The 21,651-nt window shown below is 61.7% G+C and carries 8 protein-coding genes and 1 pseudogene; 3 read left to right on the top strand and 6 right to left on the bottom strand.

Translation table 11 applies throughout. The annotated features are described in order from the left end of the window. Positions 1-153: 153 nt before the first annotated feature. The 5 genes and pseudogenes from malQ to ACG33_RS14290 form a co-directional block, all read right to left on the bottom strand. The gene (gene malQ, locus ACG33_RS14270; RefSeq protein WP_066922182.1) at positions 154-2,508 is read right to left on the bottom strand and encodes a 4-alpha-glucanotransferase; all 2,355 of its coding nucleotides are present in this window, start codon (positions 2,506-2,508) and stop codon (positions 154-156) included. Further along, on the bottom strand, positions 2,505-4,670 hold the full coding sequence (glgX, locus tag ACG33_RS14275; protein WP_066922184.1) for a glycogen debranching protein GlgX: 2,166 nt from the start codon (positions 4,668-4,670) through the stop codon (positions 2,505-2,507). The genes malQ and glgX overlap by 4 nt, the downstream gene beginning before the upstream one ends. A gap of 13 nt (positions 4,671-4,683) precedes the next feature. Continuing rightward, a pseudogene (gene glgB, locus ACG33_RS14280) lies at positions 4,684-6,609 on the bottom strand (1,4-alpha-glucan branching protein GlgB); the annotation flags it as partial. Positions 6,610-6,617: 8 nt separating this feature from the next. Continuing rightward, positions 6,618-9,071, bottom strand: coding sequence for a glycogen/starch/alpha-glucan phosphorylase (locus tag ACG33_RS14285; RefSeq protein ID WP_066923500.1), 2,454 nt, complete (start codon positions 9,069-9,071; stop codon positions 6,618-6,620). Between the two features lie 23 nt (positions 9,072-9,094). Next, positions 9,095-9,751 (bottom strand): hypothetical protein, encoded by a 657-nt coding sequence (locus ACG33_RS14290; RefSeq protein ID WP_157071814.1) that lies wholly within the window; start codon positions 9,749-9,751, stop codon positions 9,095-9,097. Positions 9,752-10,185: 434 nt separating this feature from the next. Between ACG33_RS14290 and ACG33_RS14295 the strand changes: the two genes are divergently transcribed. Then, on the top strand, positions 10,186-16,146 hold the full coding sequence (locus ACG33_RS14295; RefSeq protein ID WP_066922190.1) for an alpha-2-macroglobulin: 5,961 nt from the start codon (positions 10,186-10,188) through the stop codon (positions 16,144-16,146). A gap of 250 nt (positions 16,147-16,396) precedes the next feature. Then, positions 16,397-18,778, top strand: a complete 2,382-nt coding sequence (gene pbpC, locus ACG33_RS14300) for a penicillin-binding protein 1C (RefSeq protein WP_066922192.1) — start codon at positions 16,397-16,399, stop codon at positions 18,776-18,778. A gap of 167 nt (positions 18,779-18,945) precedes the next feature. Here pbpC and ACG33_RS14305 read toward each other — a convergent pair whose 3' ends face one another. Then, positions 18,946-20,664 (bottom strand): M28 family peptidase, encoded by a 1,719-nt coding sequence (locus ACG33_RS14305; protein ID WP_083537007.1) that lies wholly within the window; start codon positions 20,662-20,664, stop codon positions 18,946-18,948. 253 nt (positions 20,665-20,917) lie between these two features. Between ACG33_RS14305 and ACG33_RS14310 the strand changes: the two genes are divergently transcribed. Then, the gene (locus ACG33_RS14310; protein ID WP_066923506.1) at positions 20,918-21,523 is read left to right on the top strand and encodes a DNA-3-methyladenine glycosylase; all 606 of its coding nucleotides are present in this window, start codon (positions 20,918-20,920) and stop codon (positions 21,521-21,523) included. The last annotated feature ends 128 nt before the right edge of the window (positions 21,524-21,651 follow it).

The raw sequence follows: 21,651 nt of genomic DNA on the forward strand, positions 1-21,651 counted from the left end.
CACAGATCGATCGGAAGCAGGCCGCTCGGCACCGCGCGTCCAGAACTGTCCGGCCGGCTCCAGTCCATCGGCATTGCGGCCGATAATGAAACCGGAAAATCGGCGAGGACGCATGGGAATCTCTCCGGAACCTCTTCTCGATCTCCCCCAATCTCAAAATTTCCGCTCTTGAAATTCCCGCTCATGAAAGCGCGGATCGTTGGGATGCTCTCCCGAGCGGGCTATCTGCATTGCTCCAAGGATATCCTGCACGTCCGCCCGCGCCAGGATGGCGCAGGTATCCAAGGGCACTTTACGCTGCCAATTCGGATGCTCGATATCCGTACCAGGGACATTCACCGGATCGATCATGCCGATCAGATCCTCGATTTGAATCAGGGCGATAGCCGATGCCGACATGCCGAGAAATGCGTGTACGGCACGTGCCAACGCCGCCGAGTAGATCGGCAGCGGTTGATCCTCCTGCCAATACCATAGACCCGTCGCCACCAGCGCCCGCATCAACGCACGCCGCTCTCCTGTACGAACTTCATGCGCGTGCGCCTTGATTTGCGATGAGGGGTATAGATCGAGCCGCTCGCGCAGCCTCAGGTCGTGCTCCTCCCACCAGCCGCATAAGGTCGGCAGATCATGCGTAGTGACAGCCGCAAGCGCATTCGCCGCATACTGTGACGGTAGACGAAATTCGCCTTGTGATGTTTGTTCGAACAACAGTACCTTGTAGTGATGGACGCCGTATTCATCCATTGCCACGATGACGTCGGCGGGTACGGTGCCGAGATCCTCGCCGATCACGACGCAGCGATTGCGCCGGCTTTCCAAGGCCAGTATCGCCATCAGCGCGTCCAAGGGATAGTGTACGTACGTACCCTCGCTGGAGGTCAGGCCGGACGGCACCCACCAGAGACGGTAGAGGCTCATGACATGATCCAGGCGGAGAGCGGCCACATGGCGCATATTGTTGCGTACCAGTTCGATGAAGGGCTGGTAGCACTGATTGCGCAGCTCGGCGGGATCCTGGGGAGGGATCCCCCAATTCTGTCCCTTGAGTGCCAGCGCATCCGGCGGCGCACCTACCGAGGCATGCTGCAGATACAGGCGCCGATTGGACCAGACTTCCGAACCCGTACGATCCGCGCCCACGGCAACGTCCCCATACAGCCCGATCTTCATACCGAGTTTCAGCGCGGTATCCTGTGCCGCCTGCAACTGCTCCGCAACGAGCCATTGCAGGTACATGAAATATTCAACGTCCTGCGAGTATTCTCTGGCAAATCGATCCACCGCCGGGGAGGCCGGATCCTGATACTCCATGGGCCAATGAGGCCAGCCCCGGCATTGCGGATCCCGCCGGCGCAAATGCGCATCCAGCGCGTCGTAGATCGCATGTAGCCGCAACGGCTCACCCCGTGCTGCCACAAACTGCCGAAACGATTCGGCGCGCTCGCTGCCGCGCTGTAGATGCCGCTCGCGAAAACTCATATACAGCAGCCGCAGGATCTCCAGTTTGAGCGACGCGACTTGAGCATAGTCGACGTTATCGGCCATTCTTGATCTGTGTAATGCCGTCTGAAAGTCGTCAGCACGTACCCGGCGCTGCGCCGCTTCGCACTGCACAAAGTCCGGTACGTCGGCAACGGCGATATACAGGACGTTGAGAAACTGTCTGCTGGACGGACTGTAGGGACTGCTACGCTTCGGCTCGGCGGGTGCCAGTGCATGCAATGGGTTCAAACCGATGACGCCGCAGCCCAGCGGCGCGGCCATCCGCACCAGTTCGCGCAGGTCATGCAGATCGCCGATGCCCCAGTTATCCGCGGAGCGCAGCGAGTACAGCTGCACGGCGATGCCCCACACGGAGCCCGCCGTAGATCGCCGCTCGCCTCGATTCTCGGCATCATTCGCCAAACCGCTCGCGGGCTGATAGCAGCGCGCAGGCGCCACGATCACGTCCAACCCGGCGCTCAAGCCCGTGTCGAGTACGAGTCGCGCCCGATGGTAACCTTGCGGAAGCGGCGGCAGATCCAGCACGACACGGCGATAGGCGCGATCCTCGACCGTTCCCTCCGCCAATGTCGTCAAATCCTCGAGCGAAGCGCTGCCCGACCATGCCGCCCGATCCGCATAAGCCGCAAGGGCCGCATCCAATGCCGGCGGCTCCACTGTGCCTGCCGCCGTCGGCGAGCTCTCCGGACTCACCGTCCACTCGATCCGGCGAGCCTCCAGATCCAGCGGCACCGATACTGCAATGCGTGGCCGCGCATTCTCGAGTGCAACCACGACAGGCGGCACCATGTCCGTCCAGCCTTTGACATCAAGCTGGCGGATGGCGTCGGTCACGGCCTGCAGGTCTGAGGTATCCACGCCGAGCGCCGCCAGGATCGCCGCCTGCGACTCGCGCGAAACCTGCTGCGGCTGGCCGCGATAGTCGAGATAGGTATCCGCAATTCCAAGCAGCTGCCCAAGTGACGCCAGCGCGGCAGCCAATTCCGGTGAGGGAGCGCTCACTTCAACGTCAATGCGAGTCCGCAGTGCACGCTGGACGGTACATCACTGTCGGCAAGCAGCACGCAGGAATGAGGTGACACTGTGCAGATTTCACTCGGCAACACCCGGCCTGGATCGTTCACCTGCCAGCGTGCCGTATCGAACACGAATTGCCACTGCATGCCCGTCTTCGCTTCCGGCAGATGAAAATCCACCGGTTCATCGCTGGTATTGCACAAAAATAATAGATGACCGTTCAGTGTTCCATGAGGATCGCAAAATGCGTGGCCGTTCAGGATACCAAGTACACGCGCATGCGGATCGTTCCAATCCGCATCGGTCAACTCCCGGCCGGATGGATGGAGCCAACTGACATCCTTGTGGTCGTGATCCTGCTTGAGCGATCCCTTGAGAAATGTATCGCGGCTCAAGCCCGGTGCCCGCTGGCGCAGGATCAGCAACTGCCGGATGAACTCGATCAGTCCGGCACGCTGCGGCGCCGCGCTCCAATCGATCCAGCTGATGTCATTGTCCTGGCAGTAGGCGTTGTTGTTGCCGTGTTGAGTGCGCGCGAATTCATCACCCGCCAGCAGCATCGGCACACCCTGCGAGAGCAGCAAGGTAGCCATCATATTGCGAATCTGGCGTTCCCGAAGATCAATGATGCCCGGATCCGTGGTTGGACCTTCGACACCGCAATTCCAGCTCAAATTGTGATTATGGCCGTCGCGGTTATCCTCCAGGTTCGCTTCGTTATGCTTGTCGTTGTAGGCGGTCGTATCGTACGCGGTGAATCCGTCATGGCAGGCAATATAATTGATACCCGCGGTCGGACGTCGTCCGCTGGCGCGAAACAGATCACTGGAACCGGCGAATCGTTCGGCAAAATTACCCAGCACACCGGGATTGCCGCGCCAGAAGCCTCGCGCCCCATCGCGGTATAGATCGTTCCACTCCGCCCATCCAGGTGGAAAGCGGCCCAGTTGATAGCCATCCGCACCGATATCCCAAGGCTCTGCAATCAGCTTCACGTAGCGCAGCGAAGATTCTGCGGCGACTTGCTTGAAAAAGGCCGCATCGGTGCGAAAACGCCCGTTCTCGCGGCCCTGCACCGCCGCCAGATCGAAGCGAAACCCGTCGACATGCATTTCCTCGACCCAGTAACGCATGCAATCGATGACCATCCTGCGCACAGCGTGATGACCGAAAGCCACGGTATTGCCGCAGCCGGTACGGTTGATGTAGTGCCCCGGAGAACTGGTCTCGAGCTTGTAGTAAGTCGCATTGTCCAGTCCTCGCAGGCTCAAGGTCGGACCGAATTCGTTGCCTTCTGCAGTATGGTTGAACACCACATCCAGAATCACCTCGATGCCGGCGGCATGCAGCGCCTTGACCATGGTTTTGAATTCAATCACGGCATCATCGATCGCATACCGTTGCTCGGGAGCGAACCAGGCAATGGGATTGTAGCCCCAGTAGTTGGCCAGTCCCTTGTCACTCAAGACCTGCTCTGTCAGGAATGCCTGCACAGGCATCAATTCCACCGTCGTCACGCCCAGGCGCGTCAAATGAGCAATGACATCCGGATGCGCCAGACCCAGATAGGTGCCGCGTTCGCGTTCGGGAACCCCGGGATGCAGCTTCGTGTAGCCCTTGACATGCAGTTCGTAGATGACGGTGTCGCGCCAGGGTACGGCCGGCGGCCGATCCTCTCCCCAATCGAAGGCATCGTCGATCACCCGTGCCTTGTAATTGTACGGCGCACTGTCGTTGACGTCGGGCAGATTTTGTTGCGGATCTTCTTGGTGTCCCATCAACGAGGGGTGCCAGGTGAAACTTCCCGCCAGTAGCCGGGCATAAGGATCCAGCAACAGTTTCGCGCCGTTATAGCGCAATCCGTACGTGGGGTCGTAGGGCCCATACACTCTGAATCCATACACCAGACCGGGCCCTCCCAGCGGCGCAGGCAGGAATCCGTGCCAGATGTTGTCGGTGCGTTCGGCGAATTCCAGGCGTACTGTTTCATGTCCACCCTGTTCATCGAACAGGCAAAGCTCGATCCGGCTCGCTCCCGTAGAATAGACAGCGAAGTTCACTCCTTCTCCCGTCCATGTGGCGCCCAGCGGCACCGGAACACCAGGCTGGAGCGATATCGAGCTGTAATCGGTCGAGAGAGTATTCATGCGTCTATAAGGCTCACGTTTCACCATGCTCCAGCGCGATCATGGCCAGCGGCGGCAATGTGATGCTCAAGCGCGCCGGAAACTCTCGCCAGGGGGAGGATTCGGCCTGAAATTCACTTTGGTGCGCATAGTCCGATCCGCCGAAACAAGACGCATCACTATCCAGCCGTTTGCGATACCGTCCCGGCCGAGGGACGCCGAGCAGATAATCCCGGCGCGGCACTGGAGTACAGTTGAACACGAAGATCAGTAGCGGCACATCGTCGTCCGACGGGTGCCGGCGCAGGAAAGCGAATACGCTATCGTCGCGATTATCGACGTCCAGCCAGCAAAATCCCCGCGCATCGTGGTCGCCCGCATACAGCGCTGCCGAGTTTCGGTACAGTCGATTGAGTTCGCGATTCCAGGATTGCAGCTGTTGATGATGGGGATGCTGGAGTGAGGCCCAGGCCAGATCTTCATGGTCTCGCCATTCGTGCCACTGCCCGAACTCCCCGCCCATGAACATGAGTTTCTTGCCGGGGTGCGCGGCCATATAGCCCATCATCAACCGATAAGTCGCCAGCTTCTGCCATTCATCACCCGGCATCTTGCCCAGCAAGGAGCGTTTGCCGTGAACGACCTCGTCGTGTGAAAGCGGCAGGATGAAATGCTCCGAATATGCATACATGAACGAGAACGTGATCAAATCATGGTGATATCGGCGATACAGAGGATCCATCTCCATGTAGCGCAGCGTGTCGTTCATCCAACCCATGTTCCATTTGAAATGAAATCCCAGCCCTCCGTGATGAACCGGGCGGCTGACGCCGTCGAACGCCGTCGATTCCTCAGCCATGCTCAATACACCCGGATGATAGTGACCGATCGCCCGGTTGAGTTCCTTGAGAAACTCGATGGCTTCCAGATTCTCGCGGCCGCCGTACTCATTGGGCGCCCAATTGCCAGGCGCGCGCGCATAGTCCAGGTACAACATGGAGGCAACCGCATCCACGCGCAACCCGTCGATATGATAACGATCGATCCAGAATAGTGCGTTGGTGATCAGAAAGTTCCTGACCTCGTGACGACCGTAATTGAAGATGCGGGTTCCCCATTGCTGATGTTCGCCGCGGCGCGGATCTGCGTGCTCGTACAAGCAAGTTCCATCGAATTCCGCCAGTCCATGGGCATCCTTGGGAAAATGTGCCGGCACCCAGTCCATGAACACGCCGATGCCGGACTGATGCAGACGATCGACGAAGCACATGAAATCCTGGGGCGAGCCGTGGCGCGCCGTCGGAGCGAAATGGCCCAACACCTGATAGCCCCAGGAGGCGTCGAAAGGATGTTCGGCCACGCCGATCAACTCGATGTGGGTATATCCCATGTCGAGCACATAGGGGATCAATTGCTCGGCCAGTTCGTCCCAGGTCAGGAACGCCGGTTTGCGATGCCAGGAGCGGCGCCAGGAACCTGGGTGCAACTCATAAATGCAAATCGGCGAGCGCAGCGGATCCCAGCTGCGTCTTTGCGACAGCCAGCCGGCATCGCCCCAGGCATAGCCGTCGATATCGGCGACGATCGAGGCGTTCTGCGGCCGTAATTGCATCTGGAAGCCGTAGGGATCGGCTTTCAGCACGCGATGTCCGTGAGCCGTGAGAATCTCGTACTTGTACAAGGTACCCGGCCCGATCTCGGGGATGAAGATCTCCCATATGCCGGAACCGGCACGCGGCCGCATGGCATGCGACCGCGTGCCGGCGCTACCGCCTTCATGATCGAGGTCGCGCCCCCATCGATTGAAATCACCGACTACCCTGACTTGCTTCGCATTCGGCGCCCAAACCGCGAAGCGTGTGCCCGGCATGCCCCCGCTCGTCTGCGGATGCGCACCCAGCTTCTGGTGTATGAAGTGATGTTTTCCCTCGCCGAACAAATGCAGGTCGAGGTCGGTGATTTCCGCGCTCACAAGACCGGCTTGATGCTCCAGATGTTATTCGCGTACTCGGTGATGCTGCGGTCGCTGGAAAAGGGCCCCATGCTCAATGCATTGAGCACTGATTTGCGGGTCCATTCCTGCGGCTGGGCGAATAGTGCATCCACTTCTTCCTGGGCGGCGGCATAGGCGTCAAAATCCGCCAGCACCATGAAATGCTCTCCGTCGCTCAGCAGACGGTCCGTCACGACCCTGGAATCGGAAATATTGCCTGGTGTGAAGTATCCGGAGTCGATCTTCTCCAAGGCGCGTTTCAGCTCGGAATTGGCCTGCATGACCCGTACCGGAGAGTAACCCTGCGCCCGACGTGCGACAACCTCCTGCTCGGTCATTCCGAAAATGAAAATATTGTCCCGACCTACGGCTTCACAGATCTCGATGTTCGCTCCATCGAGCGTTCCGATCGTTAGTGCGCCGTTCAGGGACAGTTTCATGTTGCCTGTTCCGGAGGCTTCCATGCCCGCCGTGGAAATTTGCTGTGACAGATCGGCCGCCGGCATGATTTCCTGAGCCAGCGACACGTCATAATCCGGCAGGAAGCAAAGTTTCAGCTTGTCGGCGATGCGCGCATCGTTGTTGATCGTATGCGCCACGTTGTTGATCAGCTTGATGATGGACTTCGCCATATGGTAACCCGGCGCAGCCTTGCCGGCGATGATCACGACGCGAGGCACGAGATTCGCGGCGGGGTCGTCCAGGATCCTCAAGTAGCGAACGACGACGTACAACAGGTTCAGCAGTTGCCGCTTGTACTCGTGGATACGTTTGACCTGGACATCGAACAGCGCTTCGGGATTGACCCTCACGTCGAGCAATCGTTCGATTGTATCGGCCAACCGCTGCTTGTTGGCAAGTTTGATAGCGCGAAAGCGTTGCTGAAACTCGACGTCATCGACCGCCCATTTCAGGCGCTCCAGATCCTCCAGGTCGTTCTCCCAGGCCGAACCGAGTTTCTCGGTGAGCAGCGCCGCCAGACCAGGATTGGCCTGCTTCAACCAGCGCCGCACTGCGATACCGTTGGTGACGTTCGTGAAGCGTTCCGGCCACATCTGCGCGAAGTCCGCGAAGATGGTTTCCTGCATCAGGCGCGAATGCAACTTGGCCACGCCATTGATGCGGTGACTACCGATCACGGACAGATAGGCCATGCGCACCCGGCGATCGCCGTCCTCGTTGATGAGCGACATGCGGCGGCGGCGCTCCAGATCCTGTGGGTAGCGGCTGCTCACCTCTTCGAGAAAGTCCCGGTTGATCTGGTAGATGATCTGCAAATGCCGCGGCAGGAGCCGTTCGAACAACGATACCGGCCAGGTTTCGAGCGCCTCGGGCAGCAGCGTATGATTCGTGTAGCTGCATACCTCGCGCGTAATTTGCCAGGCATCTGCCCATTCCACCCCATGGATATCGACCAGCAGATGCATCAGTTCGACGATCGTCATCGCCGGATGAGTATCATTGAGCTGGATGGCGATCGCATGCGGAAGTTCCTTCAATGGACGCCGATCGGCCAGATGCTGGGTCAACAGATCCTGAAGGGAGGCGCTCACGAAGAAGTATTGCTGTTTGAAGCGCAGTTCCTTGCCCTGCGGCGTTGAATCATCGGGATAAAGCACCCGGGACAGATTCTTGGCATCGATCTGTTCGCTGACCGCACCGGCATAATTGCCCGCGTTGAACGCCTCGATCCGAAACGGGATGATGCCTCGCCCGGACCATAGCCGCAGATGATTGACCGTCGGGCTGCGATTGCCGGGAATCAGCAGATCGTAGCCCACCGCCCAGACATCCTGCGTTTCCACCCACTCGTGGCGGATCCGGCCATCCTGGTCACGCATCGACTGGCAACGACCGCCGAAACGCACCCGGTAGCGCACTCCCCCGTAGCCGCGCTCCCAGAAGTTGTGCTGTGCCAGCCAGGAGCTGGCAACCTCGCGCTGCGCACCCTCCGGATCGATCACTTGTGTAAAAATGCCGTAGTCGTAACGGATGCCATAACCGGTGGCGGCATAGCCCAGAGTGGCCAGCGAATCCAGAAAGCAGGCCGCCAATCGCCCGAGGCCGCCGTTTCCCAGGCCCGGATCTTCTTCTTCCGCAGCCACCTGTTCCAGTTCATGGCCAAGTGTCCGCAGGGTGTCCCGAACCTCATCGATCAACCCATTGTCGAAAGACGACAAGGCGTTGACCAAGCTGCGGCCGAGCAGAAATTCCATCGACAGGTAGCAGACTCGTTTGACGCGTGCCTTCTCGACACGATTGCAGGTCGCTATCCAACGCTCCGCCAATTCCTCGCGCACCGCCAGCGACAAGGCATCATAGATATCGCGGCGTGTCGCCTGGGCCAGCGACTTGCCGAGGGAGCGCTCCAGCCGGTCGACCAGCGCCTGACGCACCGCACCGGGGCGCAGCGGGACGGAACCGACCAATGCGGTCGTTCTTGCCGGCGAATTCACTTTACTTCGACCACTTTCTCCGCGGCGATCCGCCATGAGCCGCTCTCGCGTACCAGGGTGAGCTCCTTGGCCAAGGCATTGGCGCCAAAGCGCTGCACGAAGCTTGCGATACGCCGATCGTCCCCGTCCGGCGCGACTTTCAGGCCCTGGATGACCGGGTCGGGTACCGGGCCGGTCGCCACTTGCTCATAACGCTGTTCCAGCCAGGCCGTGCTGCCGGCAGCATCGGTGGGCGCCACGAAGCCGGTGGAATACAAGGCGATCACGGCGTCCGCTTCGCGGCCTGCCCAGGCCTGAGCCCAACTCGCCACGACCTCCTCGGGCGAACGGGCCGTGGTCCCGGAAGCACGGAAATAAGACGGGGGTTCATCCAGACAGCGTTCGCGCTGTACACCGGTGCCGCGGGTGCCGGCTGCGGGAATCCTCAGCGATTCGTTCGGTGTCGGCTGTGACAAGCCTGCAGGCACCCGCAAGGCAGGTTCGTTTCGCGCCGACAGATAGGGTTCGTCCCGTGGTACGCAGGTGTTCTTCGACCCGCCACAAGCCGCCAGTAAAGCCAGCATGCACGCCAGCAACAACCCTGCCCCAGGACGCGTCGGGCCAGTGCGCCTCTCATTCATGGAGGAAATGAAAACAGCGGCCGGGTCGGTCATGCTTGTCGCCATGGTTCGTTGCAATATCGCATCGGGAGAGATTTCGAGCGTAGATACACCGGTTCGACGCCGGTTCACCCCTGTTCGCCGCCAGATCACCTGCCAGATCATCTGTAAGGGAAGTAAGGATGCCCACATAAGATCTGTCTGGCGGGCGGGCCGGGTGGCGTCTGCGATGCTAAGGATCTGCCAGGCAGAAGGCAATGATGGCACCACAACCTCACTCATAACGCCTCTCATGGTCCGGGCTGCGGCATTGGTCGTATAGCCGTGATCGACCACTCCCGGCGAACCGGATCGAGCCACCCGGCCGGACACCCCGTCAGGACCTATAGTCCGCCGCGGCCGGCACGATGTGCGTCATCCTCTTACCGCAACGGCCCTCATTCCGGCACAATTCCTGCCGATCGCGGCATAGGCGGCGGGGCGGCATTATGGCATCCATCGGTGAACTCGTTCGCGACGCTGCGAGACGCATGTTCGGCGTGCTCACCTGGCAGCCGCCAGGATGGGTACAGAACCTTGCCGACAAGGCATCCGGCGGCTCTCGGCTCGTCCACGCTCATCCGCGCCGCTTCGCGGCCGCCGGCCTGGGGCTGCTCGTCCTGCTCATGGCCGGCATCGGTCTGTGGCGCTGGAATGAGCTGCGGCCGCGCCCGGCCAGCGTCGTGTTCATGGTCGAAGCTCCGGCGGCGACCTGCTACGCCTGCGAGCCGCCTGGCGACCCCAATCCATTGATGGTGCGATTCGAGTCCTCGGTCGCGCCGCTGGAGCTCACCGGCCGGCCGCTGCCGGCCGGTGATGCGCCGCTGTCCATGCGCCCGGCGTTGGCAGGCCGATGGTATTGGGACGACGATCGCACCCTGCGCTTCCAGCCCGCTGCCGACTGGCCGATCGGCACCACATTCAAAGTCAGCTTCGCTCGCCGGGGATTCACGGCGCCGCATGTCCGCCTGCACGAGCAGACATTCGAGTTCAGCACGGCGGCATTCGCAGCACGCATCGCCGACGCCGAATTCCATCAGGATCCTACTCTTGCCTCGAGCAAGAAGGTGGTCGCCACAATCGCCTTCACCCATCCCGTCGATCCGGAACGCTTCGAACGCCATGTACGCCTGAGACTCTATGAGCGGGTCACCGACAAGATCGAGAAGGAGCTGGCGGCGCCGGCCTACACAGTCATTTACGACAAGCTGAAGCTGCAGGCTCACGTGCATTCCGATACCCTGGATATTCTGCCGAAGGCCGCCCGCCTGCAGGTAGCGATCGAACCGGGAGTAAGTGCGGCGCGCGGCGGCAACGCGACTCGGGACATGCTCGAAACCAGCGTCGCAATTCCCGGCCTCGACAGCTTGAAGGTCACGCAGATATCGCTGGACATCGTGCGCGATGAGCGCAATGAGCCCGACCAGGTATTGCTCATCACGACTTCCTTCCCGGTCGCCGAGCGCGATCTACCGCCAAAGGTACAGGCATGGCTGCTGCCGGAAAAACATCCGGACCGGAAGGTGCAAGAGGAATTCGAGCGCAACGCCCTCCGTGCCCCGGGATACACGCCAGGCCGGCCGTATGAATGGAACCCGGCCCAGGTGCGGACCGAGATCCTGGCGACGGCTCAAAAACTGGAGCTGACGCCCATCCCCGGCGAACGCGACCATTATGAATTGCATAGTCTGCGCTACTCCGCCACACCCGGCCGCACCCTATTCGTCAAGGTGGCTGCAGGGCTGAAATCCTTCGGTGGATACGTTCTGGGCGATTCCGTCGAGCAACTGATGACGGTGCCGGAATACCCGCGTGAACTGCACATCCTGCACCAGGGCTCCTTGCTGTCGATGTCGGGCGACAAGACGCTGAGTGTATTCGCGCGCAATCTGCCGGCCATGCGCATCGAAGTCGGCCGTCTACTGCCGAACCAGCTGCAACATCTGGTGACACAGACTTACGGCAACTTCGCCACCCCGCAGTTCCACGGCTGGGCCTTCGATGCTGCGGACATCACCGAGCGCTTCGTCAAGATCGTCCGGCTGCCTTCCGCACCCCCCGGCCAGGCCCAGTACGCGGCACTGGATCTGGGCGAATACCTGGATGCGGGTACCGGCGAACGACGCGGCATCTTTCTGCTGCGCGTACAGGCCTGGGACGCCGACAACAATCGTGCCATCGGCTATCCGCCCAGCCAATGGAACGCAAGCCGCCAGGAAGGCTCCGCGGATGCGCGACTGCTGGTCGTAACCGATCTGGGATTGGTCGTGAAGCGGGCCCTCGACGGCACACAGGATGTATTCGTGCAATCGATTGCCACGGGGCGACCGGTGGCGGGCGCCAATATCGATATCGTCGGACGCAACGGCCTGACAACATTGTCGCGCAGCACCGATGCCGACGGTCATGCGCGCTTCCCGGACATGAAAAGCTTCCAGCACGAGCGCGCTGCGGTGCTCTATCTGGCGCGCCTTGGCGAAGACCGTTCGTTCCTGCCGATGAATGGACATGACCGGATCCTGGATCAGTCGCGTTTCGATGTCGGCGGCGTGACCGGCCAGAGCGATCCCGGTGCGTTGGCCGCCTATATCTTTTCAGACAGGGGTATCTACCGGCCGGGCGAGGAAATTCGCGCCGCAGCGATCGTGCGCACTCAGGATTGGGCACCCACGATCGAAGGTTTGCCTCTGCGCCTGGAAATCACGGATTCGCGCGGCACCACCGTGCGCCGTGAAATCTTCACTCCCGGACCCGCCGGCTTCGGCGAGATTCGTCATGAGACCCGGAAGAGCGCGCCGACGGGTACCTATACCCTGGCCTTGTCGATCGTGCGCGATCGCCATCGCGCCGACCTGATCGGTTCGACCACGGTGCAAGTACGCGACTTTCTTCCGGATCGCCTGCGCATGCAGGCCGGCTTCTCTATCGAATCCGTCACGGGCTGGGTTACGCCCGAACAGCTCGAAGCCCGCATCCAGCTCGACAACCTATTCGGCACGCCCGCCGGGAACCGGCGCGTCGCCGCACAGCTGACCCTGAATCCGAGCATTCCCGCATTTCACGCCTTTCCGGATTACCGGTTCCACGATCCCCACTATGCTCGTGAAGGCTTCAGCGAAACCTTGACGGAAGTGCGCACCGATGCGCAGGGCCGCGCCGTCATACCCCTGAATCTGCAGCGCTTCGCGCGTGCCACCTATCGCGTCCACCTGGTCGCGCAGGGTTTCGAGGCCGACGGCGGACGCGGCGTGACTTCGGAGGCTGCGCAGCTGGTCTCCAGCATGCCTTATCTGATCGGCTACAAGACCGACGGCGAGGTGGACTACCTGTCGCGCGACAGCGAACGGAACGTCGAATTGATCGCCATCGACCCCGACGCACGACGCATGGCGGTGGACGGTCTGACGCTGGTACAGCTGGAGACGCGCTTCACCTCGGTACTCATGCGCCAGCCCAATGGAACCTACAAGTACGAATCGCGGCGCAAGGAAACCGTGTTGCAGGAGACTTCGCTCGCCATCCCGGTGGCGGGCCTGACGCTGAGCCTTCCCTCCACAACGCCAGGCAGCTTCGCCTACCTGGTGCGTGACGCCCAGGGGCAGCAGCTGGTGCGCATCGATTATCAGGTCGCGGGCGAAGGCAACGTCACCCGGACAATGGAAAAGAATGCCGAATTGGAGCTGACGTTGGACCAGCGCGACTATGCCCCCGGCGAGGAAATCGAGATGTCGATTCGTGCACCCTACGCGGGCTCCGGCCTGATCACGATCGAACGCGAAAAAGTCCATGCCTGGCGCTGGTTCCAGACCTCGACCACCAGCACGGTACAGCGTATCCGCCTACCGGAAGGTCTGGAGGGTAATGCATATGTCAACGTGACCTTTGTGCGCGACGCGGGTTCGCCGGATATCTATGCCAGTCCCCTGTCCTACGGTGTACAGGCGTTCTCGATCGACACCGATGCACGCCGCAACACTGTGGACGTACAAATGCCCGCACAGGTAAAGCCGGGCGAGGATCTCACCTTCCGCTATCGCACCAGCCGGCCGGCGAGGCTGGTGTTGTTCGCGGTCGACGAAGGCATCCTGCAGGCTGCCGGCTATCGCGCACCCGATCCGCTGGGGCATTTTTTCCAGAAGCGTGCTTTGTCGGTTTCGACCACTCAGATCCTGGACCTGATCCTGCCTGAGTTCCGGCTCATGGGCCTGTCATCCGCTCCGGGCGGTGATGCCGACGGCACGCCGGGCAAGTATTTGAATCCCTTCCGGCGCAAGGGAGAAAAACCCGTGGTGTACTGGTCGGGCATCGTCGATGCCGACACGACGCCCCGCGAGTTGACGTACCGGATTCCCGATTATTTCAATGGCAGTCTGCGTGTGCTGGCGGTCGCCGTCAGCCAGGAACGTATCGGCGTGCATGACGGCCGCACGCTGGTCCGGGGTGATTTGGTGCTCTCGCCGAACGTGCCGACCACCGTCACACCGGGGGATGAGTTCGATGTCAGCGTCGCCGTGGCGAACGCCGCCGCCGGCTCCGGTACCCAGGCGCGCATCCAGGTATCGCTCGACACCGGCGCTTCGCTGGAAATCCTCGGCGAGGCGCGTCGGGAACTGACGATCGCGACAGGACACGAGGACTCCGCCCGCTTCCGGCTGCGGGCCCGTGACCCGCTCGGACCCGCCGAGTTGCGGTTCACGGCATACGCCGGCCGCTACAGCGGCCGGCGCAGCGTCGATCTAAGCATCCGACCGGCGACGCCCTATATGACCCGATTGAAAGCGGGTGTGCTGGAGCGGGGGGAACAGGACGTTCGCATCGAGCGGAATCTCTATCCGCAACACCGCCGGCTGGAAGCCGGTATATCGGCTCTGCCGCTGCAACTGGCGCATGGCTTCGTGAGCTATCTGGCGAACTATCCCTATGCCTGCACCGAGCAGATCGTCAGCCAGGCCATGCCGGCCGTCGTACTCGCCGCACGCCCGGAGTTCGGCTACGTACGCGCCGAGACAGGCGCGGATGTGGCGGGCCTGATCGACGAGTTGCGCGCCCGCCAGAACGATGCCGGCGCCTACAAGCTGTGGCCTGGAGGCACCCAGGTCTCCGAATTCACCTCACTGTATGCGCAGCATCTATTGATCGAAGCCGCCGAGCGCCAGGAACCCATTCCTGCGGACCTGCTCGAGCGCGGTAACGGCTATCTGCAGCGACTGGCGACACGCGATGGTGATGACTTGACGCAGGAACGTCAGAGCGCCTACGCCATGTATCTGCTGGCACGCCAAGGCCAGCGCGTATCGGGCGAGGTCGCCGCGGCGCGCGCGCGCCTCGAGGAGCGCTATCGGAGCCGATGGGAGCGGGACCTCACGGCAGGCTGGCTGGCCGCTACGCTGAAACTGATGCACCAGGATCGCGATGCGCAACGCCTGATCGGCGGTCTGCGATTCTCCGCCGCCGGCGCAGCTCCCGCTGCCGCAGATACCGCTGCCGGCGAATCCATGAGCGATGAAATCTACAACGACCCCATGACGCGCGATGCCTGGCTATTGTTGCTTCTGTCGCGCCACTTTCCGGAGCGGTTGAGGGATCTCCCGGATGCCGTGCTCACGAATCTCACCCAGCGGCTGACCCGGGGCGAATATCATTCGCTCTCTTCGGGCGCCGGTTTGCTGGCGCTGGATGCCTATGCCGACGCGACGGGCATGCAGGCCCACGCGCTGTCGCTCGCCGAGGTACTGCAGGACAAGCGCCTGCGACCGCTGCAGCTGCCGGACGAGCTGTTTCCCAAGGTGGCGTTCAGCGATCAGGCCGGTGCGCTGCGCTTCGGCAATGACGGTCCCCTGAAAGCCTACTACCTCGTCGAGGAATCCGGCTTCGATCGCCAGCCGCCCACGCAGGCTTCGCGCTCGGGACTGGAGGTGCTGCGCGAGTACACCGATACGAACGGACGCCTGCTGGAACCCGGCGCGCCGGCCGTGGCCATGGGCCAGAGCATGGAGGTACGCTTGAAATTCCGCAGCTTGAAAGCGGACCGCACGCACAGCGTGGCGCTCGTCGATCTGCTGCCGGGTGGATTCGAGCTGGTCGTACCGCCGCAGGATGCGGACACGCCGTTTCTGCAGGCGGCCAGCGCAGCGGACGATGCGAGCGGGGGATCCGGCATCGCCTATACCGGCTGGCAATGCCGGATCTGTCGCGACGATACCGACGCCTTGCTGCAATACGCGGATCTGCGTGAGGATCGGGTCGTGTTCTATGTCAGTGCCGGCACTTCGGTGTCGCAGATCGTGTATCGCATCAAGGCGACGAATGTCGGCGACTACGTGGTGCCGCCGGCCTACGGCGAGGCCATGTACGATCGATCCGTCATGGGGCGCTCCACCGCCGGCCGCATCAGCGTATCGCGGCCTTGAAAATAATGGAATGCATTCCGCTCATGATCCTGGTCATCCATGCATCTGAGGCGGATCCATGCTTGGTTTCTTCCTGCCAGCTGATGGAATGCATTCCATTCATGTCCGTCTCCGTTCATGCCTCGAATCTGAAGGCATGAACGGAGACGGACATGAGCGGGATGGGCACCCAATGTAAATTTGACAATGCTGAAACGGTTGGAAGGGTGAAACGATTGAGATGAGGCGAGTTGAGTCGAGCTGATCGTTCATGAGAGCGCGTGGAATCGCCTTTCTCACCTGTGCAGTGGCGCTGCTGATCGCAGCGGCCGGCGTGCGCTACTGGCCGCGCGAACCGCTGGCGGCACACATCCCCTCCTCGACTGCGATCTTCGACCGTAACGGCAAGCTGCTGCGCCTGACGCTCGCCGGCGACCAGCAATATCGCCTGTGGACGCCGCTGGAGACGGTATCTGCGCAGTTCATCGAAGCTCTGCTGCTGCATGAAGACCGGCATTTCTATCGTCATCCCGGCTTCGACCCGGTCGCGCTGCTGCGTGCCGCCGCGGCGAGCTGCTCGGGTGATGTGCGAGTGGGGGGGTCGACCATCACCATGCAGCTGGCACGTCTGCTGTACGGCCTGAACACGCGTTCCGTGCCCGGCAAGCTGGAACAGATCGCGCGTGCGCTGATACTGGAACTGCGCTATTCCAAGCGGGATCTGCTGGAAGCACACCTCAACCTGATGCCTTATGGAGGTAATATCCAGGGCGTGGGTGCAGCCAGCCTGGTGTACTTCGGCAAGCCGGCAGCAAGACTCGATCTCGCGGAAGCCCTCAGCCTGGTGCTCATTCCTCAATCCCCGGCCCGCCGCGCCCCGGCGGCCCAGGAACCTGCCGAGTTGCGTGCGGCACGCATGCGCTTGTTCGATCGCTGGCTAAAACAGCACCCACGGGATGCCGATAAGCGCCAATACATCGCCCAGTCCATGCGCTACGGGCAGCTGAATGACCTGCCTTTCGCTGCACCGCATTTCACGGATCAGATCCTGCGGCGCGTCCGCGCCGACGGGGTTGCAGCGCATGCCGGCGAGTTTTCCGGCGGATCGCCGCGCGGCCTGGCGACATCCATACCGGATGAGCATGTCCTGGTCACGACGCTCGATGCTTCACTGCAAAACCTTGTACAAAAAGTGCTGACCGGCTATGTGCGCGAACGGCGCGACCTAGGCATACACAACGCCGCGGCCCTGCTGGTGGATTATCGCGATCTGTCCGTACGCGCCCTGGTGGGTTCGGCGGATTTTTTTTCGGCGGATATTTCCGGACAAGTGAATGGAACTCAGGCGAAGCGCTCTCCGGGGTCGGCGCTCAAGCCGTTCATCTATGCACTGGCGATCGATCAAGGCCTGATCCATCCTCTGACCGTATTGAAGGATGCTCCGACTTCGTTCGGGCCGTTCAGTCCCGAGAATTTCGATGGCCGCTTCATGGGGCCGATTACCGCAACCGATGCGCTGATCCGTTCGCGTAACGTACCAGCGGTGGCCTTGTCGGCACAACTCGCACGACCCAGCCTGTATGAATTTCTACGCAGCGCGGGGATTTCGCGGATGGCGAGCGAACGCCATTATGGACTGGCGCTGGCGTTGGGCGGGGGCGAGGTGACGATGGAGGAACTGGCGGTGTTGTATGGAGCACTCGCGAATCGCGGCCGCCTGGCACCGCTGCGCTATCTGGCGCATGAGCCCCTACGCACAGCACCGCGCGTCTTGTCCGAGGAGTCGAGCTTCATGACGCTCGAAATGCTCAAGAACACACCTCGCCCGGACGACCTCGCCGCGCCCCGACACAGCACCATGCCGGTCGGCTGGAAGACCGGCACCTCCTGGGGTTTTCGCGATGCCTGGACGGCCGGCGTGCTGGGGTCCTACGTACTGGTCGTATGGCTGGGCAACTTCGATGGCCAGGGCAATCCGGCATTCGTGGGAATCCAGGCTGCGGCGCCGCTGTTTTTTCGTCTGGTCGATGCGCTCGCCGCGAACAAAAGGCTCGTCGAGCCGGCATATCGCCAACCGCCGCGGCTGGCACGCGTCGAGGTGTGCGGCGCGTCGGGTGATCTGCCGAATGCAGAATGCCCGCAGATCGCCTCTGCATGGTACATCCCGGGCGTCTCGCCGATCCGGGTGAGCCAGATACACCGCCGCGTCTGGATCGACACACGCACCGGCTATCAAGTCTGTCCGCCGTACGATCCGCGGTATACGCGCAGTGAAGTATTCGAGTTCTGGCCCACGGATCTGCAGCTGTTGTTCGCTCAGGCGGGGATGCCGCGCCGCCGCCCGCCGCCGGGAGCGGCTTGCAGGCGCGACGCAGCAGGCGGAACGCCGCCGCGTATCACCTCGCCGGTCACGGCGGTAACTTATGCAGTGCCGGTCGACCGAATCGGCAAACAACCTATTCCGCTGGCCGCGGACGCAGACGGCGAGGTACAGCGCCTGCATTGGTTTGTCGATGACAGCTATGTCGGTACAGGCTCGCCGGGGGTGGCGCTGCCCTGGAGGCCGGCGCGCGCGGGAAGATACCTGGTACGAGCGGTGGACGATCAGGGCCGAGCCGACAGCCGGGAGCTGAGCCTCGCCCTGGTCAGATGAGGCCTCGCCGAACCCGGTTATCCGGCAGGCACTCCCGGCACAGGATCCAGCGGTCGCTGCAGCTTCAGAGCGCTGCAGCAGCCCGCCGGCGCCTCGACGATGCCTGCATGCGGGTTATCGGCGATTTCGATGTCGTAATGCCCGATCCGATCAAGCCGTAGATAGATCTACCGATGTATCGGCAACCTCCGCAGGGCGGCCTTGCGGGCCGCTTCGAACTCATCGCCCGGTACCCAGGCGGGCATTTCATCCGCGTTTGCGACATTCAGGCCGACATAGAAGCCGAGCTGCGCATCTTCGATCATGCCGTCGAAATTCCAGCTGTCGTCGATTTCGTCCGAGGGCTGGTGATAATGCTCTCTCTCGTAGCGCTCGTGCTGTTCCTTGCCCCAGCCGTCCGGCTTGCCGATGATGTCGGTGCCGGCATCCAGATACAGGGCGGGTACGCCGATTCTGGCGAAATTGAACTGGTCGGAGCGATAGAAAAACCCACGGTCGGGAAACTGATCCGGAGTCACGACGCGATCCTGAAACCGGGCGACGGCTTCGACATAGTCATCCAGCGTCGATTTTCCCTTACCCACGTAAATGACATCCCTGGCGTGGCCCCAGATGTTGCCGCCATCGAAGTTGATGTTGGCCGCCATTCTGCCAGGCTCGACCGTGGGGTGTTCGGCATAGTAGCGCGAACCCAGCAGGCCCTGCTCCTCGGCCGCTACGAACAACAGCATCACGGAGCGGCGCGGCGGTTCGGGCAACGCCGCGAACGACTTACCGATCGCCAGCAGCTGTGCGACACCGGAAGCATTATCCAGCGCGCCGTTATAGATCCTGTCGCCATTGGCGTCGGGCGCACCGATCCCCAGATGATCGTGATGCGCTGTGTAGATGACGTATTCTTCTTTCAACTTCGGATCGCTGCCCTCGAGCACACCATAAACGTTGGCCGTCGTGGAACGATTGAGGGTATTCGTAAATTCCAGGGAAGTCTTGACGCCCAGCGAAACCGGCATGAAATCCTTGGACTTCGCAGCCTGGATCAACTGCTCCAGGTCCCATCCACCGAACTTCACCAGCTCGCGCGAGGCCTCTTCGGTGAGCCAGCCCTGCACCTGGATGCGGGGACCGCCTTCGTCCGGCAACTCGACCTGTTCGCCGGTCCATGAGGTCTGCACGACCTGGAACGGATAGCCGGCGGACGGCGTGGTGTGGATGATGATCGCTCCCGCGGCCCCCTGACGGGCGGCACTTTCATACTTGTAGACCCAGCGTCCGTAATACAGACGGGTATCACCGGCAAATAATGTTGGATCCCAGTCAGGATCATTATTGAGCATCAACAGAACCTTGCCGGTGAGATCCTGACCCTTGAAATCATCCCAGTCATATTCGGGCGCCTGGATGCCGTAACCCACAAAGACGACCTCCGCATCCTGGATCGCGCCCTTGCCGGCTTGCACACCGCTGCCCGCGATGTATTGATCCCACCATTTGAAGGACAGGCTTCCGCCGTCCTTGTGGAAGATCCATTGCTTGGGCATCTGCGTGGTGACGCCGACGACATCGAACCTCTGTTGCCAGCCGCCATCTTTGCCGCCCGCGGAGAAACCAATCTGTTGCAACTGTTTCACCAGATATTCGCGGGTCTTCACATCGGCCGGCGTCGCAGGGCCGCGGCCCTCGAACGCATCGGAAGACAAGGTGACGATCCAATCGCGCAGATCATCGACACTGATCTGTCCGGCCGCCGTGCTGGCTTGCGCGGAAACGGCAACTGCCTGGGGACCGGGTACGGGTGCAGGTTCGTGGCGTTTGCACGCACCGAGCGAAATGGCAAGTATCGCCAGCGCACTCAAGAGCCGAGGACGACGAAGCTCTGTATACATCTTGATTCCCGACCGAATGACTACGTTGCGAACTCTACACCAGATGCGGAGCCGGCCCCGGCCGCCCCGCCGCCAAGCCAGCCGCCTTACCCGATGCATGCTCACTTACCCCACCCGACTCTCTCCACCACTGGACCGAAGTCCCGCTCATGGCCCTCTAGCGTCGTGCATCAGGAGAAATGCACGACGCTAGAGGGCCATGAGCGGGCTTCAACCACGGAACGATATCGAACAACTCTATAATATGCATGGCATGCCTCCCGCCGCACGTAAGTTACCCCGCGATTTCTACGCCCGCGACACCCTCAAGGTGGCTCGTGAGCTGCTGGGCATGCACCTGGTTCATGTCGGACCGGCCGGCCGCCAGGTCGGGCGGATCGTGGAGACCGAGGCCTACCAGGGGCCGCTGGATCTGGCTGCTCATTCTTCTCGCGGCCGCACCGCGCGCACCGACGTCATGTTCGGTCCGCCGGGACATGCCTATGTCTACCTGATCTATGGCTTTTGGAACTGCCTCAATGTGGTGGCCGCCGCCGAGGGCACGCCTCACGCCATCCTGCTGCGGGCCCTGGAACCGGTGGAAGGCACGACCGGCACCACCCATGGGCCGGGACTGTTGTGCCGGGCGCTGCACATCGACCGCAGCCTGAATCGCACCGACCTGTTGGGTCGGACGCTGTGGATCGAGCGGCCGGCGGACTATCGGATGCCACGCGTATCGCGCAGTCCTCGCATCGGCGTGAACTATGCCGGCGCCTGGGCGCGCAAACCCTGGCGTTTTTTCGATCGGGATTCGCCCTACGTCTCCACCGTCACGGCTGCAGCTCGCCGCAAAGCCCTGGCACGCGCCGCTCCATGAGCGTCTCACGGGCCAGCCCCGCGTCCTGTTGCCATGCACCGTGATTCATGGCCCAACCTGCTAGAATGCAAGGTTCTTCTTTAATTGTGCGCCATTTTCCGGCGCGGACTGGCCCCTCCAGGACAGGA

Origin of the sequence: Steroidobacter denitrificans, from assembly GCF_001579945.1 — a bacterium.
Taxonomy (GTDB): Bacteria; Pseudomonadota; Gammaproteobacteria; order Steroidobacterales; family Steroidobacteraceae; genus Steroidobacter; species Steroidobacter denitrificans.